Raw genomic sequence first — 24,314 nt, forward strand, 5'->3', positions numbered from 1 at the left:
CGTCGCTGGTGCGCGCCGACACCGCGCCCCGGCCCGTCCCGACCCCCGGACCGGCTACCGGTCAGTAGCTGACCTCGTGGTTCTCCCCCGCCTTCGGCGGCTTCCCGGTGACCGCCGCCTTGGCGAAGCCGAGCAGGTTGACCACCGTGCTGCCCGGCGAGTCCCAGTACTCCGCCGAACCGGCGTGCACCTTGATCAGCGTGATGCCGGGCGTGTCCAGGCCGTCCGGGAACCACGCCTTGAGCAACGGGTTCCACAGCTTCTCGGCGCGCGCCCGGTCCCACTCCTCGGTGGCGGTGCCGGCCACCGACACCCAGGCGTTGTGCCGCTGGTCCGAGAAGCCGACGTTGACCTGCGGGTTCACCCGGATCTGACGGACCTTGGCCGAGTCGGCGTAGGCGAAGAACCAGAGGTCCCCGTCGAACTCCGCCTCCTGCAGTCCCATCGGGCGGCTGACCAGGCGCCCGTCCACCGCGCTGGTCGTGAGCAGGCAGATCCGGGCGTCCCGGATCAGTTCGGTGACCCGGCCGCGGGCCTCGGCGGCGTTGGTCGGCTCGTTGCTCATGGGCACTCCCGTCTCGGATCGGCGTGATGCCGCTCCCGTGCCCCGGGCGGAACGGGTCAAACCTCCCGAGCCGTCATCGCCCGCCAGCGGGCCAGGTTGTGCCGGGCGTCGACGAGCGCGTCGTGCCGGTCCGCCTCGGCGTCGGGCAGCCGGGGCCGCCCCCGGTCGTCCCAGAGTTGGCGCAGTTCCTTGGTGAACCGGGGGATCTCCCGGGGCAGCGCGGGCATGGCGCCCCAGAGCTGGGCCAGCACGACGTGGTCGTACGCCGCGTACCAGGCCCACAGCTCCAGCTGCTCGCCCGGGCGCTCGCGCACCGGCGCCAGCAGGAACTCGTGCAGGTCGTCCCGGATCCGCTCGCGCGAGCGCCAGGCCCGGTCGGCCGGCGACGGCAGCTTGTCCAGCACGTTGCGCCGCACCCAGGGCACCGCCCGGGAGTCGTCGAACTCGGTGGAGACCGCGTAGAACTCGCGGCCGTACTCGTCGACGACGCCGATCGACACCAGGTCGACGGTGCGGCCGTCCTCGATGAATTCGCAGTCGTAGAAATAGCGGTAGACCATCGCCCCCCATCCTCGCCCATCACCGTCGCGGGGTCGTCGCCGGGGCGTCCGCCGAGGTCGGCGCGGTGCCGCCGGCAGACCGGGCATGGTCACGGAAGTGTTTCCAGGGGTGTACAGCACGCGACGGGGGCGTCATGATCTGATGTGTACCGCCGTCGGGCGCCGAACCGGTTGAGCTGCTTCTTGCCGGGACTGACAGCTTCACCCGGTGTGCGAGTGGTGACTTCTGACCGGGGAGGGGTTGGGCCGTGGAGTCTCGCCTGCCGGAGCCGGGTGACGCGCTCACGGGTGTGGAGATGTTCGCCGGGCTGGAGCCGGAGGTGCGCCAGCGGGTCATCGCCGCCGCCGTCCCGCGCACCTACCGCAAGGGGCAACTTCTCTTCGTCGAGAACGACCCCGGCGAGTCGCTGATCGTGCTGCGTCGCGGCGCCGTGGCGGTGTTCCGCACCGCGCCCACCGGCGAGCGGGCCGTGCTGTCGGTGATCCGACCCCCGGACGTGCTGGGCGAGGTCTCCCTGCTGGACGCCTCGACCCGGTCCGCCTCGGCCGAGGCCATCGAGGACTGCGCCGCGCTGGCGCTGTCCCGGCCCGCCTTCATGGAGCTGGTCCACTCCAACCCGCGCATTCTCGACGCGGTGATGCGCTCGCTGGGCCAGCTGATCCGCCGGCTCACCGAGCAGAACGCCGACCACGTCTTCCTCGACCTGCCCGGCCGGGTGGCCAAGACGCTGGTCCGGCTGGCCGGCGAGAGCCAGGCCCCGATGATCACGATCGAGCTGAACCAGAGCCAGCTCGCCGAGATGGCCGGCGGCTCGCGACAGAGCGTCAACCAGGCCATCGGCTCGTTCGCCAGCCGCGGCTGGCTGCGCACCGAGGGGCGCCGGATCGTGGTCACCGACGTGGCCGCGCTGCGCCGCCGCGCCGGCATGAACGACCGCTGACGGATACGCGACGAGGGCCGGGGCGACACGCCCCGGCCCTCGTCGTACGCGGTGGGTCAGACGCCGGCGCTGCCCGGTCCCGCCCAGGCGTTGGGAGTGCTGCCCGGGCCGGCCCACTCGTTCTTGTCCTTGCCCCCGGCGGAGCCCTCGCTGACGACGCCCTCGGCCTGCAGGGTGGCCAGGGTGGCCGCGTCCACGTCGACGGACTCGCCCGCCGAGTGGGCGACGCCGTCGCCGTCGGTCCAGTCGCTCTCCAGCTTCACGAACACCATGAGATCCCCCTTGGTCACGTCGTCCTCGTCCGGCGGGGATGAATGTAGTCGCCGCACGCGGCCCTCGACCGCCCGGACGAGTGTCCACAAACCAACAGCCCGGTACCTGACATTGGCGGCGCCCGGGATACTCACGGTGACGCCGCGGGGGGCGGCGCCCGGCCGACACCGGCCGACCGACCCAGTGGAGGCCTGTCATCTCCGCGCAGTGTGACCGTTGTGGACGTACCGCGGCCGACGGCGACCGGTTCTGCGGTGGATGCGGCGCCGAGCTGAGCGCCGTCTGCCCGCACTGCCTGCGCCCGCTCGCGACCGACGTGGCCTTCTGCACCACCTGTGGCTCGCCGCGACCGGGCGCCCGGCAGCCGGTGCCCACGCCGCAGGAGGACCGCCGCCGGGTCAGCGTGCTCTTCGTCGACCTCATCGACTTCACCCCGTACGTCGAGCGCGCCGACCCGGAGCAGGTGCGCGGCATGCAGACCGGCTTCTTCTCCGCCGCCCGCCGGGTGGTCGGGCAGTACGGCGGCGTGGTGGAGAAGTACATCGGCGACGCGGTCATGGCGCTCTTCGGCGCCCCGGTGGCCACCGAGACCGACGCGCTGCGGTGCGTCCGGGCCGGGCTGGAGCTGCAACGGGTGCTGACCCGGTTCACCCCCAGCGGCCACGACGAGCTGCGCTTCCGGGTCGGGGTGGCCACCGGGGAGGCGCTGGTGGACGTGGCGGCGGCCCGCGACGGCGGACAGGCGATCGTCGCCGGCGACGTGGTGAACACCGCCTCCCGGATGCAGTCGGTCTCCCCGCCCGGCGGCGTGCTGGTCTGCGGCGTCACCCACGCGCTGACCAAGGACGCCATCCGCTACGACGAGCAGCCGCCGGTCACCCTGCGCGGCCGCTCCTCCCCCACCGAGGTCTGGCTGGCACTCGCCCCGGTCCGCCGGCAACCCACCGACCGGGAGCCGGACACCACCCCGCTGATCGACCGCGAGCACGAGCTGGGCCTGCTGGTCAACGCGCTGCACCGCTCGCTGCGCGACCGGCTGCCGCAGGTGGTGACCGTGTTCGGCCGGGCCGGGCTGGGCAAGAGCCGGCTGGTCCGGGAGCTGCACCGGCACGCCGGCCGGCTGGTCGACGAGCCGCTGACCTGGCGTACCGGGCGGTGCCCGCCGTTCGGCGAGAACGTCACGTTCGCCGCGCTGGCCGACATCGTCAAGACCGAGGCCGGCATCCTCGACACCGACCCCGCCTCCACCGCGGCCCAGCGCCTCACCGCCGCCGTCGCCGAGCTGGTCGGCCCCACCGAACGCACCCGCCTGGTGGACGCGCTGCGCCCGCTGGTCGGGCTGGCCGGCACCACGCTGCCGGCCGAGGAGGCGGAGTCGGCGTGGCGCCGGTTCCTGCTGGCGCTCGCGGCCCGCCGCCCGACCGTGCTGGTTTTCGAGGACCTGCACTGGGCCGACGACGCCATGCTGCGCTTCGTCGAGCTGCTCGGCGCCGCCGCCCGCGAGGTGCCGCTGCTGCTGCTCTGCACCGCCCGCCCGGAGCTGGTCGACCGGGACCCGAGCTGGGCCGGGACGATCACCGGCTCGGTCACCGTCACGCTGCCGCCGCTGCGGGACACCGGCATCGCGTCGCTCTACGCGCACATGTTCGGCCAGGCCGCGTTCCCGGCCGAGATGCTCACCCCGCTGGTCGAGGTGGCCGGCGGCAACCCGCTCTACGCCCACGAGTACGTCCGGATGCTGATCGAGCAGGGCGCGCTGCGCCAGTCCGGGCGCGGTTGGTCGCTGGAGAAGCACCTCGACCTGCCGATGCCGGAGAGCGTGCACTCGGTGATCGCCAACCGGGTCGACCTGCTCGACGCCAAGGACCGGGCCGTGCTGCTGGCCGCCTCGGTGGTCGGCGTGCAGTTCTGGCCCGGCGCGGTCGCGGCCGCGCTGGGGCAGCCGGTGGAGTCGGTGGAACGCGCGCTGCGCCGGCTGGAGCAGCGCGACTTCGTCCACGAGCAGTCGGCGTCCACGATGGCCGGGCAGGCCGAGTTCCGGTTCCGGCACGTGCTGGTCCGCGACGTCTGCTACCAGCGGCTGCCCCGCACCGAGCGGGTGGCCCGACACGAGCGGACCGCGGACTGGCTGGACGCGCTGTCGCAGACCCGGGACACCGACCTGGCCGAGGTCCTCGCCCACCACCGCTGGGCGGCCCACGAGATCGCCCGCACGCTCGGCCTGCCGACACACCGCTACGCCGGCCCGGCCCGCGCCGCGCTGCACCGGGCGGCCCGGCGGGCGTACGCCCTGCACGGTCTGGACGCCGCCGCCGCGCACGCCGGCCGCGCGCTCGGCCTGGCCGACGACAGCGACCCGGTGGGCCGGCTGCAGCTGGAGCTGCTGGCCACCGAGATCTCGTTCTACCGCGACGGCAACGCGTTCCTCTCCGGCGGCGGGCCGGAGCAGTTGCAGGCGCTGGCCGACCGGCTGCTCGCGCACGGCGACGACGCCTGCGCGGCCCGGGCGTGGACGCTGCTCGGCCAGGCCGCCTGGCTGCGCGCCGACCGGACGGCGGCGGTGGCCTGCCTGGACCGGGCGGTGGGGTTGTTCGAGCCGCTGCCGGACAGCTCGCAGAAGGCCGACGCGTACGCCGAGCTGGGCCGGCTGCACATGCTCAACTACGAGCGGGACGCGGCGGTGTCCGCCGCTGAGACCGCGGCGGAGATCGCCGAGCGGCTGGGCCTGACCGAGACCCGCACCAACGCCCGGGTCACCGCCGCCACCGCCCGCTACCAGGCCGGTGACCGGTCCGGGCTGGACGACCTGCGCGCCATCGTCGAGTTCAGCCGGGGGCAGCAGCTGCTGGCGCTGCACCGGGCGGTGCAGAACCTCGCGTACGCGGTCCGCGAGGAGGGCGACTGGCTCCGCTCCGACGCGCTGCTGACCGCCGGCCCGACCCGTACGGCCAGCGCGCAGACGCTGACCACGAGCTATTCCGGCGAGGCGATGCGGGCCTACTTCGACGGGGACTTCGCCCGGCTGCTCGCCGCCGCCGACGCGTTCGTGGACACCCCCACCGGCGGGTGGGACATGCAGGTGCGCGGCCTGCGGTCCTGCCTGCGGGTGCTGCGCGGCCAGCCGGTGCCGCCCGCGCCCCGCGCCGCCGAGGCGACCGGGTCGGCGTACCGCGACGACGTGTCCGCGGCGCTGGACACCGCCCGGCGCAGCGGCTTCCACCGCCCGCACTGGACCATGCTCGGCATGGCAGCGCTCTGCCGGGCGCTGCAGGGCCGGGCCGAGGAGGCGGCGGAGCTGGTCGACGAGCTGGCCGGCTCCTGGTCGAGCGTGCCGGCCCTGGCCAGCGGCGAGTGGATCGCCGCGGCGGCGTACGCGGCAGCCCTGTCCGGGCGGGACGCGGCGGTGCGGGTGCGCGCGATGCTGGACCGGCTCGGACACCGGACGCCCTGGTCGGAGGCGGCGCTGCGGACGGTCACCGGCGCCGTGGCGGCGGCGGACGGCGACCATCGCCGGGCCGCCGAGCTGCACCTCGCCGGCGCGGAGATCTACGCCGGGATCCCGGACGTCACCGACCGGATGCTGGCCCTGGCGCTGGCCGTGGGGGAGCTGACGCTGGCCGGCGACCCCGGGGCGGCCGGGCCGCTGGCCGAGGTGCACGCGTTCGCCCAGCGCAACGAGGCCCCCGGGCTGTTGGCGCTGGCCCGGCGTCCGGTGCCCGACGCCGGTCCGGCGATGGCCTGCTGACGCGGCCCGGGGCGCCTCAGGCCGGCACCGGCTCCCGGGGCGCGGCCTTCGCCTTCTGGGCGTACGTGTCGACGTACTCGCGGCCGGACAGCTCCATCAGCTCGTACATGATCTCGTCGGTGACGGCCCGCTCGACGAACCGGTCGCCGGCCATGCCGGCGTAGCGGGAGAAGTCCAGCGGGGGCCCGAAGCGGATCCGGACCCGGCCGAGGTTGGGCACGATCTGCCCGGTGGGCTGGATGGCGTCGGAGTTGAGCATGGCCATCGGGACCACCGGCGCGCCACTTTCCAGGGCGAGCCGGGCGACGCCGGTCTTGCCCCGGTAGAGCCGGCCGTCCGGGGAGCGGGTGCCCTCGGGGTAGATGCCGGCGATGCCCCCGGCGCGCAGCACCCGGAGCTGGGTGTCGAGGGCCGCCCGGGCGGCCCGGCCGCCGGTGCGGTCGACCGGGATGGTGCCGGATCCCACGAAGAACATCTTGGTCAGCCACCCCTTCAGGCCCTTGCCGGTGAAGTATTCGGCTTTTGCGATGAAGGTGACTTTTCGCTTCACGATCAGCGGTGTGAAGATGGAGTCGGAGAACGACAGGTGGTTGCTGGCCAGGATCACCGGGCCGGTCGCCGGCACGTGCTCCAGACCCTCGACCTGCGGGCGGAAGACCAGCCGCAACACTGGGCCGAGGATGATGTACTTCAGCAGCCAGTACAGCACCGGGGTCCTTCCGGGTGGGGTGGCGACGCGCGGGACCGTGTGGGAAGAGGGTACGAAGCACGAGCGGCACGCCACAACGCACTCCCGGAACCGGGTGCCGGCGTGTCAGGATTCAGAGCACGACGGCGAAGGGGGTGTCCGGTGTCAGGGGGCGGGCCCCGTCGGGGACGGCGGGACAACGGGCTCGACGCGGCCGAGTACGCGGTCGCGGGCGACGTCGACCCGCGCGTGGGTGAGCACCTGCTCGACGTGCTCGCCGCGGGCGGGATCGCCGCATACCTGCAGCCCTCGGCCGACCTGAATCCGGTGACCCGCACCACCACCGTGCCGGCCCGGCCGGTCGACCGGCTCTACGTCGACCGGTCCCACCTGACCACCGCGCGCGACTACCTCACCCAGCTCGCCGACGAAGGGTCCGACGATCCGCCGCGCCCGGACGAGCCGGACATCGAGGCCGAATGGGCCAAGATCGTGGCCGGTTTCCACACCACGCCGACCGCGGGCAGCCACCCCTGGCCCGCCGCCGAGGACGTGGACGACCCGGCCCCGCCGGCCGGCGCCACCGCCGGCCGCGCCGAGGAGCCGGCCGGCCCGACCGCCACCGACGTGCGCCGGCTGCCCTACGCGGCGGACGTCTCCGGCGTCTCGCTCGGCCGTGACCGGTCCGACGAGCCCTCCCTGCTCGACGGGCTGGACACGTTCGGCGCCGACCTGCCGGGCGACGCCGAGGAGGAGCACTTCACGCCGCCCCCGCCGCCGCCGCTGCCGCGCTTCTCCAAGTACGCGGTGCTGGGCGTGCTCTGCGTCGTGCTCGGCTTCCTGCTCTTCCTCTCCCCCACCGTGGTGTCGCTGGTCGACCCGTCGGTGGTGACGCTGCTCGGCTTCACCGGCATCCTGGCCGGCTTCGTGATGCTCGTGTGGCGGCTGCGCCCGGGCGACCGGGACGAGGACGACCCGGACAACGGCGCGGTGGTCTGAGGCCGCGGACAGCGGCCGCCCGGATCGCGGGACGCCGCGCGCCCCGGCTCGCCGGGTAACAGGGGTGTAACTTACGGTCAGTAGGAATACCGCTGAACGTCACTTCCCGCACCGGCTGTCCGGCTTGCGTCCCCTCCGGGCACCGGTCCCCTGCTGAGCGGATTGCCCGAGATGCGACAGAGCCCCCTCGTGGTGGTGGCCAACCGCCTCCCCATCGACGACAGTGTGGCGCCCGACGGCGCCTTCGAGTGGCGCCGCAGCCCCGGCGGCCTGGTGAGCGCCCTGCACCCCCTGCTCCGGCACACCCCCGCCACCTGGGTCGGCTGGGCCGGCGGCACCGGTCCGGCGCCCGCCCTGCCCGACGTGGACGGCGTCCGGATGCACACCGTCCCGCTCACCGGTGAGGACTTCCGCGACCACTACGAGGGCTTCGCCAACGCCACCCTCTGGCCGCTCTACCACGACGCGGTGGAGCAGCCGGAGTACCACCGCCGCTGGTGGGAGGCGTACCAGCGGGTCAACCAGCGGTTCGCCGAGGCCGCCGCCGAGGTGGCCGAGCCCGGCGGGCTGGTCTGGGTGCAGGACTACCACCTCCAGCTGGTGCCCGGCCTGCTCCGCGGCCTCCGCCCCGACCTGCGGATCGGGTTCTTCCTACACGTGCCGTTCCCGCCGCCGGAGCTGTTCATGCAGCTGCCCCGCCGGGCCGAGCTGCTGCGCGGCATGCTCGGCGCCGACCTGATCGGCTTCCAGCGGGCCCAGGCCGCGCACAACTTCGCCCAGCTCGCCGCCAAGGTGCTGGGCCTGTCCGCGACCGACCGGCGGATCGCCGTCGACGACCGGGTGGTGCGCATCGGCGCGTTCCCGGTCGCCATCGACACCGCCGAGATGTCCGCGCTCGCCGCCCGGCCCGAGGTGGCCGACCGGGCCCGCCGGCTGCGGCAGGACCTCGGCCAGCCGGACAAGGTCATCCTCAGCGTCGACCGGATGGACTACACCAAGGGCATCGAGCAGCGGTTGAAGGCCTACCGCGAGCTGCTGGCCAGCGGCGACGTCAAGGTGCGCGACACCGTGCTGGTGCAGGTGGCGGTGCCCAGCCGGGACCGGGTCGGGCAGTACCAGATCCTGCGCGACCGGGTGGAGCACCAGGTCGGCCGGATCAACGGGGAGTTCGGCCGGGTCGGCGAGCCGGCGATCCACTACCTCACCCAGCCGTTCGACCGGGCCGAGCTGGTCGCGCTCTACCGGGTCGCCGACGTGATGGCGGTGACCCCGCTGCGCGACGGGATGAACCTGGTCGCCAAGGAATACGTGGCGGCCCGGGTCGACGGCACCGGCGCGCTGCTGCTCAGCGAGTTCGCCGGCGCGGCCGCCGAGCTGGAGCAGGCGTACCTGGTCAACCCGCACGACCTGGACGGCCTGAAGCAGGGGCTGCTCGCCGCGCTGCGGGCCGGCCCCGAGGACGTCGCGGCCCGGATGCGCGCCATGCGGGAGCACGTGGCCCACAACGACATCCACGCGTGGGCGGCGTCCTACCTGAGCGCGCTGGAGGAGAGCGGCTCGCTGCTGGGCCGCCGCCCCACCCCCCGCTGAGCCGGCGCCCGGCGCTCAGCCGAGCGGGGCGGGCGCCGGGTCCTTGTCCAGCCAGTCCAGGAGCGCGTCGAGCGGCTCCCGCCAGCGGACGTCGAGCATCAGGTCGTGGCCCATGCCGGGGAACAGCAGCGGCGCGGAGGCGTAGCGGCGGGCCGCCCGGGTCAGCGCGGCCGGCGGCAGCACCCGGTCGTCCGGGCTGCCCAGCACCAACACCGGCGGCCGGCCCACCGCCGGCTCGGGCTGCCGGCCGGTGAGCAGCTGCCACTGCGCCCGACGCCCGGCCCGGCCCAGCCGCGCCACGTGCCGGCGGGCGTCGGCGTCGGGCAACTCCCGGCTGAACAACTGCCGCCGGTTGAGCCGCAGTCCCGCGCCGAAGACCGCCGGCAGCGTGCCGGCCGGGTTGCGGCGCAGGGCGGTGCCAACCGTCGCCCACCCGCCGAGCACCGGCGCCACCAGCACCGCGGCCCGCGCCGGGTAGCGGGACAGGGCGTGCGCCACCACCCGCGCGCCGGCGCCGTGCCCCACCAGCACCGCCTGCCGCGGCAGGCTCGCCGCCACCTGGACCACGTCATGGGTGTACGAGCGCAGCGTCGCCTCCGGCGCCGGCTCGCTGCCGCCGTGCCCGCGCAGGCTGAGCGCGTACGCCGGGAAGCCGCGTTCGGCGGCGTGGCCGAGCCAGTGCTCGGCGAACGCCCAGGCGCCGTGCCCGAACCCGGGTACGAACAGCAGCGGCGGCTTGGCCTCCTCCCGCTCGGGCGCGGCGGCCAGCACCTCGCGCCGCACCGGCCGTTCCGGCCGGGCCCACTCCCAGCCCCGGACCACCCGCACCCGCTCGCTGGTCATTTGCCCTCCTCCAGCTCGTGCAGGGCGCGCTGCAGGGCGCGCAGGTAGTCGGCGTGCCCGACCTCGAACCAGTGTCGGGTGCTGTCCTTGACCTTCGCCGAGTACCGCTCGCCGAGCCCGGCGCGGACCCGGCGGTCGAACGCCTCGGCCCGCTCCGGCCGGGTCGCGCGCAGCGTGAGCAGCCGGGCGAAGAGCACGCTCTGCCAGTGCGAGATGGTGAAGATGCCGGAGTCGGGCTGCACCAGCCCGACCACGGCCAGCGTGGGATGGCCGGCGGTGAAGGCGTTCAGCCACAGTCGGGGGCGGCCGGAGCCGTCCTCGTCGCCGAGCACCCGGCCCTTGAGGAACTCGAAGCGCGGCAGGTAGCCGGTGGCGAAGACGACCAGCTCCGGGTCGATCCGCCGCCCGTCGGCCAGCTCCACCGTGCGGTCGTGGAACCGGGCCACGTCAGGCACCGGGGTGATCTCGCCGTGGCCGACGTAGTAGACGAGCTGACTGTTGGCGATCGGGTGCGTCTCGTAGACCCGGTGGTCGGGCTTCGGCAGGCCGAACCGGGTCAGGTCGCCGACGGTCAACCGCAGCGTCCAGTGGTAGAGCCACTGCCGCACCCGCAGCGGCACCCGCAACGCCAGCAGCGTGTCGTTCACCTGGTCGGCGGGGCGGCCGAGGACGTACTTCGGGGCGTACCAGTAGCCGCGCCGGGTGGAGTGCCAGCAGTGCGACGCCTGCTGGGCCGCCTCGACCGCGATGTCGCAGCCGGTGTTGCCGGCGCCGACCACCAGCACCCGCTTGCCGCGCAGCTGCGCCGGGTCCTTGTAGGACGAGGCGTGCATGACCTCGCCGCGGAACTCCTCCAGCCCCTCGTAGCGGGGCAGCTTCGGCGACCAGTTGTGCCCGTTGGCCAGCACCACGGCGGCGTAACGGGAGGTGCGCTCGGGGCCGTAGCCGCCGGTGCTGCGGGTGGTCACGTCCCACCGGTCCCCCGCGACCGGCTCGACCCGGACCACCTCGGTGCCGAACCAGACGTGCTGGCGCAGGTCGAAGTGGTCGGCGTACCGCTCGAAGTAGGACAGCAGCTGGCTGTGGTGCGGGTAGTCCGGCCAGTCGTCCGGCATCGGGAAGTCCGGGAACTGGGTGAACGGCCGGGACGAGATGAGGTGCGTGCTGGCGTACACCGGGCTGCGGTCGTGCCGCCAGTTCCACGCGCCGCCGACGCCGGTCTCCCGCTCGTAGCAGTCCACGCCGAAGCCGGCCTCGCGGAGGTTCTTGACGGCGGTCAGGCCGCTGGCGCCGGCGCCGATGACGCAGACCGTGTCGCCCCGGTCGGAGACCGGTCGGTCGTCCCGGCTCGGGACGACGGTCGGGTCCGGGTCGGGGCGACCGAGGTCGGTGGAGGAGGACACCGGGACATCTCCTTTTGTGCGGCACGCGTGCCGGTCGGTGCGAAATCCTGCCGAGAATGCCCGCCGTTGTCCAGCCGCCCGGAGAGGCGCCGCGGCCCATCCGGACGTGGCTCCTGACGCTGGGTCACCGGCAGTCGTTCACACAGCGTGAGGCGCAGGCCGCGCGGTGGGCGTCCCTCGTGCGCGCCTTTGCTCTGCAGCCACGGACGCAGCATGGACGTGAGCTGGGCCGACCTGCGGAGGTCGCCGGACCGCGCCCCGCCGCCGCCGTCACGGCGAGTGGCTGATGCGGATAGGGCTGCAGAGCAAAGGCGCCGGCGGGCGGGGCGTTCCGCCCGCCGACCTCTCACGGTCCGTCACCGCCGACGCCCGTCCCGCCGGCGGCCTTCGCCGGCGCCGGTCCCCCCGGCGGCCTCCGCCGATCGCGGCAGCGGACGCCGCGTCATCGGCCCGCCCGCCACTGCCGGTCGGGCGGGGCCGGGTGCGGTCAGTCGGCGGTGGGCAGCAGCAGGTCGACCAGGACCGGGAAGTGGTCGCTGGCCCGGCGGGTGCGCGGGGTGTCGACCACGTCGTAGTCGGCCACGGTGATCCGCGGGTCCACGAAGAGCGCGTCGATGCGGCGGCGCGGGTCGGCGCAGGAGAACGTGTGCCGGTCGGCGCGGTCGGCGGCCACCGCGGCGTCGGTCAACCCTTCGGCGACGGTCCGCCAGGCCGGCCCGTCCGGCCCCTCGTTGAGGTCCGCGCCGGCCACGACCGGCAGCGGGGACGCGGCCAACTCCCGCTTGAACGCCGCCGCCTGCGCCGGCCGCTCCGCCGGGTCGGTGGACAGGTGCGAGCCGGCCAGCAGGAAGTCGACCCCGCCCACCCGGCACCGCGCGTACGCCGCGCCGCGCAGGTGCCGGCCCGGGGTCAGCGGGTAGCGCTCGCACCGGGTCTCGGTGACCCGCACCCGCAGGCTGGTCAGCAGCACGTTGCCCAACGACGGCAGGCCGCCGGCCGCCACCACGAGGCCGAACGAGTCGGCCAGCGTGGCGCACTTCTGCCGCCACCGGAACCGGCGCGGTCCCTCCTGGACGATCACCACGTCCGGGCCGACCTCCCGGACCACCTCGGCCAGCGCGGCGGTGTCGTCCCGCTGGCTGTGGACGTTGTACGACAGCACCCGCAGCGGCACGCCCGGACCCGGCACGTCAGATCCGCCGGGCCAGGTCGGCGGCGCCGATCACGCCGGCGGTGTTGCCCAGCTCGGCCGGGCGCACCTCGGCGACGGGCAGGCGGCTGCGCTGCGCCAGGGCGTCGGTGAACGACCGCCGGGTCGGGCCGAGCAGCAGGTCGCCGGCGTCGATCACGCCGCCGCCGACCACCAGCACCTGCGGGTCGAGGATCTGCGCCATGTCGGCGAGGCTGGTGCCGAGCCAGCGGCCGACCTGGGCGAACGCCTCGGTGGAGACGGGGTCGCCGCCCTTGGCCGCCGCGGTGACCATCGGGCCGGTGATCGCCTCGGCCTCGCCGTCGGCCAGTTCCAGCAGCGCGGTGGCCCGGTGCGGCTCCTGCCGGGCGGCGGCCCGGGCGAAGCGGACCAGGGCGCTGCCGCTGGCGTACTGCTCGATGCAGCCCAGCCGGCCGCAGCCGCACTGGTGGCCGTCCGGCACGGTGAGCATGTGCCCCAGCTCGGCGGCGATGCCGTGGGCGCCCCGGACCAGCTCGCCGCCGAGCACGATCCCGCCGCCGACGCCGGTGCCGATGGTGAACATGACCATCGAGTCGTCGGCCTCGCGGGCGGCGCCGTAGCGGAACTCCGCCCAGGCGGCCACGTTCCCGTCGTTCTCCACGATCACCGGCAGGCCGGTGGCGTTGCCGACGTACTCGCGCAGCGGCTCGTCCCGCCAGGCCAGGTTGGGGGCGAAGAGCACGGTGGAGCGGGAGGCGTCGATCCAGCCGGCCGCGCCGATGCCGACGGCCTCGACCGTGCGGCCGGTGGCCAGCTCGGTGACCACCTCGATGATGACGTCGCGGGTCTTGGCCACGTCGTCGGCGGGGGTGTCCCGTCGCGTCTGCACGAGTACCGCGCCGGTGTCGTCCACGACACCGCCGGCCACCTTCGTGCCACCGACGTCGACTCCGATGGTCAGCGTCACCGCTGCCACTCCCCTCTGCTGTGCTGCCCCGGCACCGGCCGAACCGGCCGTTGCGGTCCCGGGATGTCCGGTGGTCAGGCCCCGTCGCCTGATGCGTCCGCGCCCACCTCGCCGGACGCCCGCGAGGCGGGCACCACGGGTTGGCCGGCCGGCGGCCGGCCCGACGCCGGCTCGTCCGGCCCGGCGGCGTCGGCGGGCGGTTGCGACGAGGCACCCGGGTCGGAAGCGTCCGCCCCCCGGGTGGCGGCGGACCAGACGTCCTGCTCGGGTGCCGGCTGAGAATCATGCCCGGTACGGGTCGCCTCGCGCCACACGTGGTCCCCGGGTTCGCCGGGAGCGGCACCGCCCGGGGTGGCCGGTTCGGCCGGTTCGGCCGGGGCGAACGCCCGCAGCAGGCTGGCCACGCCGGCGGCCAGGTCGCCGGCGCCGGTGGCCAGCCGCTCGGCGAATTCGGGACTCGGGTCACGCAACGCCGCGATCCCGCGACAGACCGGGCAGACGCAGCATTCCGGGGAACCGGTGGCGAAACCGGCGCCACCGGCCGCCGAGGCCGCGGCGTGCGGCGCGGGGCGCCCCGGGCCGGCGCCGCCCGGGGTGTGACCGAGGACACCGGAGAGGATCCCACCGAGCGGACCCCACGGGCCCGAACCGGGGGCGGCGGCGGCCAGCCTGGCGGAGGCCAGCAGCGTGGCGACGAGGCGCTCGGCCTCTTCCCGGGCCGAACCCGGATCAGTGGTGCCCATGGTTCGGCTCCTCCAGCGTGGCAACCGGGACGACGGTCGGGTCAGTGCGCCGCACCGGGTGCTTCTACCCGGCGCTTGAGCTGCTTCAACGCGGCATCCATGATCATTTTCTCGGCCTTACGGCGGAACATGCCGAGCATCGCCACGGACAGCTCCACCTCCAGCGTGTAGGTCACCGTGGTCGTCCCGTCCGGATTGCCGACCAGGTCGTACGAGCCGCGCTGGGACCGCTGCATCGTCGACGACGCGACCAGGTGCCACTCGATCCGGGAGATGTCCTCGGCGTACTCGTAAGCCAGCACGTACTCGTCGGCCAGCACGCCCGCGTCCAGCGTGAACCGGACCTGGCTGGCGTAGCCGTCCTCGTACTCCTCGACCACCTCGGCCTGCCGCACCGCCTCGGCCCACTCCGGGTAGCGGGGGAAGTCGCAGATGACCGCCGCCACCCGGTCCGGTGCGGCGCCGATGATGATCGACTGGGTGGAGGTGTCCGCCATGGGGGGAGGCTACCCGGCCACCGGCCGGGCCGCGCCGCTCCACCCGCCCGCCGGGTGTCCCACCAGCCGGGCGGGCAACCTCCCTGGCCGACCCACCGGGGCGGGCGGGCAACCTCCCTGGCCGACCCACCGGGGCGGGCGGGTAGGTTTCGACTAGCCGACCAGGCCGGCCCCCGCCGGTGCGAGCACGAGGGAGTGCAGGTGCGCGAGTTCTCCGTTCCGCCGATCGTCACCGTCGGCGACGCGGCCAACCTGACCGACCCGGTCTGGGAAAACGCCGAGGTCGCCCCGGACACCGTGCAGTTCGTCCGCCAGATCGGTGACGCGGGCCCCGCGTCGCGGGCCGAGGTGACCTGCCGGCAGTTCCGCGACGAGGTGGTCGCGGTGGCCCGGGGCCTGGTCGCGGCCGGCGTCTCCCCCGGCGACCGGGTCGCCCTGATGAGCCGCACCCGCTACGAGTGGACCCTGTTCGACTACGCCATCTGGGCCGCCGGCGCGGTCACCGTGCCGATCTACGAGACCTCCAGCGCCGAGCAGGCCGCCTGGATCCTCGGCGACTCCGGCGCCGTGGCCGTGGTGGTGGAGAGCACCGCGCACGCCACCCTGGTCGCCGGCGTCCGGGACCGGCTGCCCGAGCTGCGCGAGGTCTGGCAGATCGAGCTGGGCGCGGTCGACGACCTGGTCGCCGCCGGCACCTCGGTGGACCCGGCCGAGATCGAGGTCCGCCGGTCGATGCTCAAGGCCGACGACGTCGCCACGATCATCTACACCAGCGGCACCACCGGCCGGCCGAAGGGCTGCGTGCTGACCCACCGCAACATCTACGCCGACATCACCAACGCGGTGCCGGTGCTGCCCAACCTGTTCCGCCAGGGCGCCTCCACCCTGCTCTTCCTGCCGCTCGCGCACGCGTTCGCCCGGCTGATCCAGGTCGGCGTGGTGCAGGCCCGGGCCACCATGGCGCACTGCGCGGACACCAAGAACCTGGTCGGCGAGCTGCAGGAGTTCAAGCCGACGTTCGTGCTCTCCGTACCCCGGGTCTTCGAGAAGGTCTACAACGGCGCGCGGCAGAAGGCCGAGGCCGACGGCAAGGGCAAGATCTTCGACCGGGCGGAGAAGGTCGCCATCGCGTGGAGTGAGGCGCTGGAGACCCCCGGCGGCCCGGGCCTGGCGCTGCGGGCCCAGCACACCCTGTTCGACAAGCTGGTCTACGGCAAGCTGCGCGCCGCCATGGGCGGCCGCTGCCGCGACGCCATCTCCGGCGGGGCGCCGCTCGGCGCCCGGCTCGGGCACTTCTTCCGCGGCGTCGGGGTGACCATCTGCGAGGGGTACGGCCTCACCGAGACGTCGCCGGCCGCCGCCGCCAACCTGCCCACCGGCACCCGGATCGGCACGGTCGGTCGGCCGCTGCCCGGCGTGACCGTCCGGATCGACGACGACGGCGAGATCCTGATCTCCGGCGACATCGTCTTCCAGGGTTACTGGCACAACGAGGCGGCCACCGCCGAGGCGCTGACCACCGACGGCTGGTTCCGCACCGGCGACCTGGGCCAGCTCGACGAGGACGGCTACCTGAGCATCACCGGCCGCAAGAAGGAGATCATCGTGACCGCGGGCGGCAAGAACGTCGCCCCGGCGGTGCTGGAGGACCAGGTCCGGGCGCATCCGCTGGTCAGCCAGTGCGTGGTCGTCGGCGACCGGCAGCCGTTCATCTCCGCGCTGGTCACCATCGACGAGGAGGCGCTGCCGAAGTGGCTGGCCGCGCACGGGCGCCCGGAGACCACCACCGCGGCCGAGCTGCGTGAGGACGAGGCGTTGCGGGCCGAGGTGCAGAGCGCGGTCGACCAGGCCAACCTGTCCGTCTCCAAGGCCGAGGCGATCAAGGTGTTCCGGATCCTGCCCCAGGACTTCACCGAGACGACCGGCGAGCTGACCCCCTCGTTGAAGGTCAAGCGACAGGTCGTGCACAAGACGTACGCCACGGAGATCGCGGAGATCTACCAGCGCTGACTACCATCCGTCAGGTGCCCGCCTCCACATCCGGCCAGCCGCAGACGCAGCCCCTCGCGGTCGCGGCCCGCGCGGTCCTCCTCGCGCTGGTCGCCGCCCTGACCCTGTTCGCCACCCGCGACGCCAGCCAGCTCTGGTGGATCGCCCTGCTCGGCGTCGCCGGCCTGCCCGCCGTGCTGGCGCCGCAGCACCGGTTGCTCGCCCCGATCAGCCGCTTCGCCGAGGTCGTGGTGCTCGGTCTGGCCGCCAGCCAGGTCGCCGCCGACACCCAGCTCACCGGTGTCACCGGCGGGCTGGGCGCCTCGGCGGTGCTGCCCTACCTCGCCGTGCCGGTCACCGTGACCGCGCTGCGCCGCCGGTTCTCCGAGGGCGCGGCGCTGCTCGCCGTGGCGGCGGCCACGCTGCTGGCCAGCGCCGCGTTCACCGAGGTGGGCGGCGAGCCGCAGCTCGGCCAGCTCGGCTACCTCGCGGTCTGCACCCAGTGGCTGATCCTGGCCGGCCTCGGCCTCTACACCGCCGGCACCCTGCAACGCGTGATCCGGGTCCGCAACGCCGGCAAGCCCCAGCCGTACGCTGAGGCCACCCGCCTGCTCACCCAGCTGCGGACGGTCGCCCGCCAGCTGCCCGGCGCCACCCTGGACCCGGGCGGCATCTCCGAGCACCTGCTGGAGGAGCTGCGGGTGGTGGCGAAGACCGACCGCGGCGCGGTGCTCTCCGCCAGCGGCGGCGGCCGGCTGGTCGTGCTCGCCCAGATCGGCGCGGACCGGGTCGACTGGGAGACCACGCTCGACGCCGACTCGGCCATCGCCGACGCCTGGGCCAGCCAGCAGCCGACCGTCTCGGCCCGCTCGCAGGCCCGGTCCCGGCGCTCCGGCGAGGTCTCCGCGCTGATCGTGCCGCTGGTCGCCGGCGTGCGCACGGTCGGCCTGGTGGTGGTCGAGGCGGACACCGCCGCCGCGTACCCGCCGCCGGTGGTGTCCCGGGTGACCGCGCTGACCGGCCCGGCCGCGCTGCGGCTGGAGGCCGCGTTGCTCTTCGACGAGGTGCGCTCGCTGGCCACCAACGAGGAGCGGCAGCGACTGGCCCGGGAGATCCACGACGGGGTCGCCCAGGAGCTGGTCATGGTCGGCTACGGCATCGACAACGCCCTGGCCACCGTGCACGACGACGCGGAGGAGACCGCCGAGTCGCTGCGCACGCTGCGCCACGAGGTCACCCGGGTGATCACCGAGCTGCGGCTCAGCCTGTTCGAGCTGCGCAGCGAGGTGGACCGGCACGGTGGCCTGGCCGCGGCCATCGCCGAGTACGCGCGCACCGTCGGCGCGGCCGGCGGCCTGCGGGTGAACCTGTCGCTGGACGAGTCCACCGCCCGGCTGCCGGCCGCCACCGAGGCCGAGTTGCTGCGCATCGCGCAGGAGGCGGTGACCAACGCCCGCAAGCACGCCGGCGCGTCGAACCTCTGGGTCACGTGTGAGGTGGATCCCCCGTACGCCCGAATCGAAGTGTCGGATGACGGTCACGGCATCGGTGACCAGCGCCCCGAGGGGCACTATGGTCTTGCGATCATGGCGGAGAGGGCGGAACGTATCCGGGGCCGGTTGGAGATCAGGCCGCGGCAACCCAGCGGCACAACCGTGGCGGTGGTACTCGGCTCGTCGCCCCGGCGCGATAAGGTGCGCGGCAGCGCCGCAGCAGCAGAAGGGGAGTAACCCGAGGATGACCACTAGCCCGACACCGGCCACCCGTACCAAGGTTCTCCTTGTCGACGATCACGACCTCATCCGCAAGGGTCTGCGGCACGCCTTCGAGAGGGACCGGCAGTTCGAGGTCGTGGGCGAGGCCGCCACGGCCGCGGAGGGTGTGCGCCAGGCCGGCGCGCTCCAGCCGGACGTGGTGATCATGGACCTGCGGCTGCCCGACGGCAGCGGCCTCGAGGCGACCCGCGCGCTGCGCAAGTCCAGCGCGTCGATGGGCATCGTCGTGCTCACCATGTACGCCGGCGACGACCAGCTCTTCGGCGCCCTGGAGGCGGGTGCCAGCGCGTTCGTGCCGAAGACCGCGCCGGCCGACGAGGTGGTGGCCGCCGCCCGGCACGCCGCCTCCTCCCCCAGCGCGTTCACCGCGGCCGACCTGGCCGAGGCGATGAAGCGCCGGCTCGCCCCGTCCGGCCCGCAGCTGTCCCCGCGCGAGGGCCAGGTGCTGCGGCTGCTCGCCGACGGCATGAGCGTGGCCGGCATCGCCAAGCAGCTCTTCGTCAGCGAGTCGACCGCCAAGACCCACATCTCCAAGCTCTACGAGAAGCTGGGCGCGGCCAACCGCGCCCAGGCGCTGATGACCGCGCTGCGGCTGGGGCTGCTGGAGGCCCCGGACGCGCCGAAGTTCTGACGCCGTCGCCGGAGAGGCCTGGGTCCGCACGCCGGACGCGGGCCTCTCCGGCATTCCGGGCGCACGTGACCGCGTACGGTGAAGGGCCGGACGCGTAGCGACGGCGGTCTTTGCAGCACGACGGCGGGCAGGCAGAATACCCGGGTGATCCGCGCGGCGGTGACCCCCGCGCGTCGCCGACACCCAAGGGGCAGGGACATGCAGCGGCCGGACTGGGCACCCGAGACCATCGACATCGAGCGCCCCAGCGTGGCCCGCATGTACGACTACTACCTCGGCGGCTCGCACAACTTCGCGGCCGATCGGGCCGCCGCCCGGGCGATGGTGGAGGCGGTGCCGGAGGCCCCGCTGATGGCCCAGGCCAACCGGGCGTTCCTGCGCCGGGCGGTGCACTACCTGGCCCAGGCCGGCGTCCGCCAGTTCCTGGACATCGGCTCCGGCATCCCGACCGTGGGCAACGTGCACGAGATCGCCCAGCGGATCGACCCGGAGTCCCGGGTGGTCTACGTCGACGTGGACCCCGTCGCCGTGGCGCACAGCCAGGAGATCCTGGCCGGCAACGAGCGGGCCGCGGTGGTGCGCGAGGACCTGCGCGACCCGGAGGCGATCCTGGGCCACCCGGACGTCAACCGCCTGCTCGACTTCTCCCAGCCGGTCGCGGTGATGATCGTGGCGGTGCTGCACTTCGTCCCCGACGCCGACCGCCCGGAGGAGATCCTGCGGACGCTGCGCGCGGCGCTGGCCCCCGGCAGCCACCTGGTGCTCTCCCAGGCCAGCGACGACGGCCGGGACGGCACCGGCGAGCGGGCCGAGGCCGAACGGGTCTACCGGCGCACCGACAGCCAGCTGTTCATCCGCGGCCGGGCCGAGCTGACCGCGCTCTTCGACGGCTTCGAGCTGGTCGAACCGGGCGTGGTGTGGGTGCCGCAGTGGCGTCCGGACGCCCCCGACCAGGCGGAGAACGCCGAGCGGGCGGTCTTCATGGGCGGGGTCGGGCGGCTCGGTGGCTGACGACGTGGTCGCCACCGCCGGCCGCCACCGTCCCGGCGTCTTCGCCCGCGCCTGGGCCAAGGCGGTCTCCGGCACCAGCTACCTGCCGATGACCCAGGCGCAGCTGGAGGAGGTGCTCCAGCGGCTGACCGAGCGGCTCGCCCAGGCGCTGCGGGCCGAACCGTTCGACCTGCGGATCGGCCAGCAGGTGGGCGCGGAGCTGGTGCAGTCGCACATCGCCTCCGCCGAGGGGCTGGGCCGCACCGTCGAGGTGATCCAGCTGCGCCTGGTCCGCGACCTCGACCTGGTCGTCGACGACGTCGAGGACCGGATGGCCCGGCTGCTCGCCACCGTCGCCACCGGGTACGCCCGCGCGCTGCGCGACCGTACGCTCGACGAGCAGGAGTCGATCCGCCGGGCCGCGATGATGGCCCGGGCCCACGCCGAGCGGGCGCTGCGGGACAGCGAGGCCCGGTTCCGGCACCAGGCCACCCACGACCCGCTGACCGATCTGCCCAACCGGACGCTGTTCACCGAGCGGCTGACCGCCGCGATCAGCACCCCGGGCCGGGGCGCCGACCGGGTCGGCGTCTGCTTCCTCGACCTGGACCGCTTCAAGGTGGTCAACGACTCGCTCGGCCACCAGGTCGGCGACTCGTTGCTGGTGGCGGTGGCCCAGCGGCTGCGCCGGGCGCTCGGCGAGCACCTGGTGGCCCGCCTGGGCGGCGACGAGTTCGTCGTCCTGGTGGAACGCACCGCCGGCACCGACGACGCGGTCAAGGTGGCCGAGGCGGCGCTGGCCGCGGTACGCGAGCCGGCGCTGGTCGACGGGCACGAGCTGACCGTGTCGGCCAGCATCGGCATCGTGGAGCGGCCCGTGGCCGGCACCTCCCCGATGGAGCTGATGCGCGCGGCGGACAGCACGCTGCACTGGGCCAAGGCCGCTGGCGGGGCGCGCTGGTCGCTGTTCGACGCCGACCGCAACCGCCGCGAGCTGGCCCGGTACGCGCTCTCCGCGGCGATCCCCGCCGCGCTGGACCGGGGCGAGTTCTACCTCGACTACCAGCCGCTCACGTCGCTGCGCGACGGCCGGGTGCTCGGCATGGAGGCGCTGGTGCGCTGGCGCCACCCGGAGCTGGGTGTGCTCCGGCCGGACAGCTTCATCCCGCTGGCCGAGGAGACCGGCCTGATCGTCCGGCTCGGCAGCTGGGTGCTGGCCGAGGCGTGCCGCGAGGCGGGCACCTGGCCGGCGACGGACGGCGCCGCCCCGTTCGTCAGCGTCAACCTGGCCGTCCGCCAACTGCACCGGGCCGATCTCGTGCCGGAGGTGCGGGGCGTGCTCGGCCGCACCGGCCTGGCGCCGGAACGGCTGCAACTGGAGATCACCGAGAGCACCATGATGAGCACGGTGGTCGAGCCGGTGCGGGCGCTGCGGGTGCTGGGCGACCTCGGCGTCCGGGTGGCGATCGACGACTTCGGCACCGGCTACTGCAACCTCGCGTACCTGCGGGACCTGCCGGTCGACGAGCTGAAGGTGGCCGGTGAGTTCGTGACCGGGCTGCGGGCCCCGGCCGGTGACCCGGGTGGCCGTACCGACGAGCGGATCCTCGGCTCGCTGGTCTCGCTGGCGCACGCGCTCGGCCTCACCGTCACCGCCGAGGGGGTGGAGACGGCGCACCAGGCGGACCGCCTGCGCGCGATCGGCTGCGACGCCGGGCAGGGCTGGCACTTCGGTCGTCCGGGACCGGCCGTGCAGCACCTCAGCCACGCGCCCGCCGCGTAAGGAAGGGCCCCCTCTTAACGCCTGCGGCATAGGAAGGGCCCCTTCTTAACACGTGAGGCGCGGGGCCCCACGCCACACCGCGGCGCGGTCAGCTCGGAAGGCGTCGGGTGTCCGCCCCGTCCAGGTAGGCCAGGACCGCCAGCACCCGTCGGTTGTCGTCGCCGGACGGCGGCATCCGCAGCTTGCTGAAGATGCTGTTGATGTGCTTGTCGACGGCCTTCTCGGTGACGAACAGCCGGGCGGCGACGGCCGCGTTCGACCGGCCCTCGGCCATCAGGCCGAGCACCTCCCGCTCCCGCGGGGTCAGCTCGTCGAGCGGCTCCGCGCCGGCCCGGCGGGCCAGCAGCTGCGCGACCACCTCCGGGTCCATCACGGTGCCGCCGGCGGCGACCCGGCGCACCGCGTCGACGAACTGGTCCACGTGGGACACCCGGTCCTTGAGCAGGTAGCCGACCCCGCCGCGCCGGTCGGCGAGCAGCTCCCGGGCGTAGAGCTGCTCGACGTGCTGGGACAGCACCAGCACCGGCAGCCCGGGCAGCTCGGCACGGGCCCGCACCGCCGCCTGCAACCCCTCGTCGGTGAACGTCGGCGGCAACCGGACGTCGATGACCGCGACGTCCGGCCGGTGCGCGGTCAGCGCCGGCAGCACCGACGGTCCGTTGTCGACGGCCGCCACCACCTGACAGCCGAACGCCTCCAGGATCCGGGTCAGCCCGTCCCGGAGGAGGGCGAGGTCCTCGGCGATGACAACTCGCACGGCAGCTCCATGCTGATGACGGTGGGCCCACCCACCGGACTGGTCACCGTCATCGTCCCATCGAACGCGGCCAGCCGACGCCCCGTCCCGGCCAACCCGCCGCCCGCCGCCGCCTCCGCGCCGCCCCCGCCGTCGTCACCGACCACGACCGACAGCCGTCCGCCGGTGTGCCGCAGCTCCACCCAGGCGCGGGTCGCCCCGCTGTGCTTGCCCACGTTCGCCAGTGCCTCGGCCACCGCGAAGTACACGGCCGACTCGACCGGGGCCGCCGGCCGGCCGGGCAGGTCGACGGTGACGTCCACCGGCAGCGGCACGGCCAGCGCCAGCGCCCGTACCGCGCCGGGCAGGCCCCGCTCGGCGAGCACCGGCGGGTGGATGCCGCGCACCAGCCCACGCAGCTCGGCCAGCGCCTGCCCGCTGGTCTCCCGGGCCTCGGCGAGCAGCCGGCGGACCGCCTCCGGGTCGTCCCGCACCAGCTGCTCGGCCAGGCCGATGCTCATGCTCAGCGCGACCAGCCGGGCCTGCGCGCCGTCGTGCAGGTCCCGTTCGATCCGGCGCAGCTCGGCGGCCTGCGCGTCCACCGTCTCGGCCCGGGTGACGGTCAGCTGACGCACCCGCAGGGCCAGCTCGGCGCTGCGCGTCGGCGGCAGGAAGAACCCGGCGAACGTGACGTGCAGCCAGACCAGCCAGCGTCCGGCCGCCACGCCGACGGCCAGCAGCAACGCGCCGAGCGGGAAGCAGAGCAGCGCCTCCACCAGGTTGTCGACCGGCCAGAACGGGCCGTAGCCGTACCAGACGTCGAAGGTGTGCAGCACCAGCGGGACGCCGACCAGCCCCTCCAGGCCGTACAGCGGGAGGGCGAACGCGGCCAGGCACACCGCGCCGGTGACCGCGCCGGGCAGCAGCCAGGCCAGGTCCCGCCAGGTCGCCGGGTCGGCCACCACCCAGCGGAACCGCCGCCACGTGCCGAACTGCGCGCCGGCCGGCGCCGGCAGGTACGGCGTGGCCATCCCGACGCCGCCCCACCCGGCCAGCCGACGGTGCAGCCCGGCGCAGACCCGTACCCCGGCGGTGACCACCGGGAAGAGGGCGAAGCCGACGCCGAACGCGGGGATCAGCACCAGCGCGGCCAGCGACAGCACGAACAGGGCCACGTGCGTGGTCAACGACAGCAGCGCGATCAGCAGCCCCTGGGCGGCGGTCACCGCGCCGGGCCGCAGCCAGGTCCGAAGCAGTACGCGCACCGATGCGTCCACGGACCTCATTCTCCGGCACCACCGTCGCAGATCCGGTGGTGCTGGCACCACCCGTGGAGTCGGGACGGCACCCCTGACCGGCGGGCCGCCGGGCCGAAGGATCGCAGACAGGGCCCGCGGTCCGCGCCGGGCACGAGTGAGAGGAAAC

Annotated in this window: 21 protein-coding genes; 9 read left to right on the top strand and 12 right to left on the bottom strand. The window is 74.5% G+C overall.

Annotation, left to right across the window (positions count from 1 at the left end; genetic code table 11):
• Positions 1-61: 61 nt before the first annotated feature.
• The gene (locus O7600_RS09915; protein ID WP_099164252.1) at positions 62-565 is read right to left on the bottom strand and encodes a pyridoxamine 5'-phosphate oxidase family protein; all 504 of its coding nucleotides are present in this window, start codon (positions 563-565) and stop codon (positions 62-64) included.
• 56 nt (positions 566-621) lie between these two features.
• Positions 622-1,125 carry a polyadenylate-specific 3'-exoribonuclease AS gene (locus O7600_RS09920; RefSeq protein WP_281593339.1) on the bottom strand — a complete coding sequence of 168 codons (504 nt, stop codon included), beginning with the start codon at positions 1,123-1,125 and terminating at the stop codon, positions 622-624.
• A gap of 248 nt (positions 1,126-1,373) precedes the next feature.
• Between O7600_RS09920 and O7600_RS09925 the strand changes: the two genes are divergently transcribed.
• Positions 1,374-2,066 (top strand): Crp/Fnr family transcriptional regulator, encoded by a 693-nt coding sequence (locus O7600_RS09925; RefSeq protein ID WP_013287664.1) that lies wholly within the window; start codon positions 1,374-1,376, stop codon positions 2,064-2,066.
• 56 nt (positions 2,067-2,122) lie between these two features.
• On the opposite strand, the gene O7600_RS09930 is transcribed toward O7600_RS09925, so the two are convergent.
• Positions 2,123-2,356 carry a hypothetical protein gene (locus O7600_RS09930; protein WP_281593340.1) on the bottom strand — a complete coding sequence of 78 codons (234 nt, stop codon included), beginning with the start codon at positions 2,354-2,356 and terminating at the stop codon, positions 2,123-2,125.
• Between the two features lie 179 nt (positions 2,357-2,535).
• On the opposite strand from O7600_RS09930, the gene O7600_RS09935 reads away from it, so the two are divergent.
• Positions 2,536-6,084 carry an adenylate/guanylate cyclase domain-containing protein gene (locus tag O7600_RS09935; protein WP_281594115.1) on the top strand — a complete coding sequence of 1,183 codons (3,549 nt, stop codon included), beginning with the start codon at positions 2,536-2,538 and terminating at the stop codon, positions 6,082-6,084.
• Between the two features lie 16 nt (positions 6,085-6,100).
• Here O7600_RS09935 and O7600_RS09940 read toward each other — a convergent pair whose 3' ends face one another.
• Entirely contained in the window at positions 6,101-6,793 is a 693-nt protein-coding gene (locus tag O7600_RS09940) for a lysophospholipid acyltransferase family protein (protein WP_281593341.1), read from the bottom strand.
• A 141-nt stretch (positions 6,794-6,934) separates the two neighbouring features.
• Here O7600_RS09940 and O7600_RS09945 point away from each other — a divergent pair, with 141 nt between their 5' ends.
• Together O7600_RS09945 and O7600_RS09950 are read left to right on the top strand one after the other, a co-directional pair.
• The gene (locus O7600_RS09945) at positions 6,935-7,771 is read left to right on the top strand and encodes a DUF308 domain-containing protein (RefSeq protein ID WP_281593342.1); all 837 of its coding nucleotides are present in this window, start codon (positions 6,935-6,937) and stop codon (positions 7,769-7,771) included.
• Between the two features lie 171 nt (positions 7,772-7,942).
• Complete coding sequence (locus O7600_RS09950; RefSeq protein ID WP_281593343.1) at positions 7,943-9,361, top strand: trehalose-6-phosphate synthase; 1,419 nt, start codon at positions 7,943-7,945, stop codon at positions 9,359-9,361.
• Between the two features lie 15 nt (positions 9,362-9,376).
• Here the strand turns inward: O7600_RS09950 and O7600_RS09955 are convergent, their stop codons facing one another.
• From O7600_RS09955 to O7600_RS09980, 6 genes are all read right to left on the bottom strand, one after another.
• Positions 9,377-10,204, bottom strand: a complete 828-nt coding sequence (locus O7600_RS09955; protein ID WP_281593344.1) for an alpha/beta fold hydrolase — start codon at positions 10,202-10,204, stop codon at positions 9,377-9,379.
• Positions 10,201-11,607: an NAD(P)-binding domain-containing protein gene (locus tag O7600_RS09960; protein WP_281593345.1), complete on the bottom strand. Its 1,407-nt coding sequence runs from the start codon at positions 11,605-11,607 to the stop codon at positions 10,201-10,203. Before O7600_RS09960 ends, O7600_RS09955 begins: the two co-directional genes overlap by 4 nt.
• A 487-nt stretch (positions 11,608-12,094) precedes the next feature.
• Positions 12,095-12,796, bottom strand: a complete 702-nt coding sequence (locus tag O7600_RS09965) for an endonuclease/exonuclease/phosphatase family protein (protein ID WP_281593346.1) — start codon at positions 12,794-12,796, stop codon at positions 12,095-12,097.
• Between the two features lies 1 nt (position 12,797).
• Positions 12,798-13,745 carry an ROK family glucokinase gene (locus O7600_RS09970; protein WP_091573224.1) on the bottom strand — a complete coding sequence of 316 codons (948 nt, stop codon included), beginning with the start codon at positions 13,743-13,745 and terminating at the stop codon, positions 12,798-12,800.
• A 74-nt stretch (positions 13,746-13,819) separates the two neighbouring features.
• Positions 13,820-14,488: a hypothetical protein gene (locus tag O7600_RS09975; protein ID WP_281593347.1), complete on the bottom strand. Its 669-nt coding sequence runs from the start codon at positions 14,486-14,488 to the stop codon at positions 13,820-13,822.
• 41 nt (positions 14,489-14,529) lie between these two features.
• Complete coding sequence (locus O7600_RS09980; RefSeq protein ID WP_281593348.1) at positions 14,530-14,985, bottom strand: SRPBCC family protein; 456 nt, start codon at positions 14,983-14,985, stop codon at positions 14,530-14,532.
• Positions 14,986-15,186: 201 nt separating this feature from the next.
• On the opposite strand from O7600_RS09980, the gene O7600_RS09985 reads away from it, so the two are divergent.
• The 5 genes from O7600_RS09985 (at position 15,187) to O7600_RS10005 (ending at position 22,153) form a co-directional block, all read left to right on the top strand.
• Positions 15,187-16,995 (top strand): AMP-dependent synthetase/ligase, encoded by a 1,809-nt coding sequence (locus tag O7600_RS09985; RefSeq protein ID WP_281593349.1) that lies wholly within the window; start codon positions 15,187-15,189, stop codon positions 16,993-16,995.
• Positions 16,996-17,009: 14 nt separating this feature from the next.
• Positions 17,010-18,704: a GAF domain-containing sensor histidine kinase gene (locus O7600_RS09990; RefSeq protein WP_281593350.1), complete on the top strand. Its 1,695-nt coding sequence runs from the start codon at positions 17,010-17,012 to the stop codon at positions 18,702-18,704.
• A 7-nt stretch (positions 18,705-18,711) separates the two neighbouring features.
• Positions 18,712-19,380, top strand: a complete 669-nt coding sequence (locus tag O7600_RS09995; protein WP_007072219.1) for a response regulator transcription factor — start codon at positions 18,712-18,714, stop codon at positions 19,378-19,380.
• 198 nt (positions 19,381-19,578) lie between these two features.
• Positions 19,579-20,391: an SAM-dependent methyltransferase gene (locus tag O7600_RS10000; protein ID WP_281593351.1), complete on the top strand. Its 813-nt coding sequence runs from the start codon at positions 19,579-19,581 to the stop codon at positions 20,389-20,391.
• 88 nt (positions 20,392-20,479) lie between these two features.
• Positions 20,480-22,153, top strand: coding sequence for a bifunctional diguanylate cyclase/phosphodiesterase (locus tag O7600_RS10005; RefSeq protein ID WP_281594116.1), 1,674 nt, complete (start codon positions 20,480-20,482; stop codon positions 22,151-22,153).
• Positions 22,154-22,241: 88 nt separating this feature from the next.
• On the opposite strand, the gene O7600_RS10010 is transcribed toward O7600_RS10005, so the two are convergent.
• Together O7600_RS10010 and O7600_RS10015 are read right to left on the bottom strand one after the other, a co-directional pair.
• On the bottom strand, positions 22,242-22,910 hold the full coding sequence (locus tag O7600_RS10010) for a response regulator transcription factor (protein WP_091573219.1): 669 nt from the start codon (positions 22,908-22,910) through the stop codon (positions 22,242-22,244).
• Positions 22,862-24,154: a sensor histidine kinase gene (locus O7600_RS10015; RefSeq protein WP_281593352.1), complete on the bottom strand. Its 1,293-nt coding sequence runs from the start codon at positions 24,152-24,154 to the stop codon at positions 22,862-22,864. Before O7600_RS10015 ends, O7600_RS10010 begins: the two co-directional genes overlap by 49 nt.
• Positions 24,155-24,314: the final 160 nt, after the last annotated feature.

The organism is Micromonospora sp. WMMA1998 (genome assembly GCF_027497375.1).
Lineage (GTDB): Bacteria > Actinomycetota > Actinomycetes > Mycobacteriales > Micromonosporaceae > Micromonospora > Micromonospora sediminicola.

Coding starts and splice junctions, on each gene's coding strand:
- O7600_RS09915 (WP_099164252.1), bottom strand. CDS start 565: ATGAGCAACGAGCCGACCAACGCCGCCGAGGCCCGCGGCCGGGTCACC.
- O7600_RS09920 (WP_281593339.1), bottom strand. CDS start 1,125: ATGGTCTACCGCTATTTCTACGACTGCGAATTCATCGAGGACGGCCGC.
- O7600_RS09950 (WP_281593343.1), top strand. CDS start 7,943: ATGCGACAGAGCCCCCTCGTGGTGGTGGCCAACCGCCTCCCCATCGAC.
- O7600_RS09955 (WP_281593344.1), bottom strand. CDS start 10,204: ATGACCAGCGAGCGGGTGCGGGTGGTCCGGGGCTGGGAGTGGGCCCGG.
- O7600_RS09975 (WP_281593347.1), bottom strand. CDS start 14,488: ATGGGCACCACTGATCCGGGTTCGGCCCGGGAAGAGGCCGAGCGCCTC.
- O7600_RS09980 (WP_281593348.1), bottom strand. CDS start 14,985: ATGGCGGACACCTCCACCCAGTCGATCATCATCGGCGCCGCACCGGAC.
- O7600_RS09995 (WP_007072219.1), top strand. CDS start 18,712: ATGACCACTAGCCCGACACCGGCCACCCGTACCAAGGTTCTCCTTGTC.
- O7600_RS10000 (WP_281593351.1), top strand. CDS start 19,579: ATGCAGCGGCCGGACTGGGCACCCGAGACCATCGACATCGAGCGCCCC.
- O7600_RS10005 (WP_281594116.1), top strand. CDS start 20,480: ATGACCCAGGCGCAGCTGGAGGAGGTGCTCCAGCGGCTGACCGAGCGG.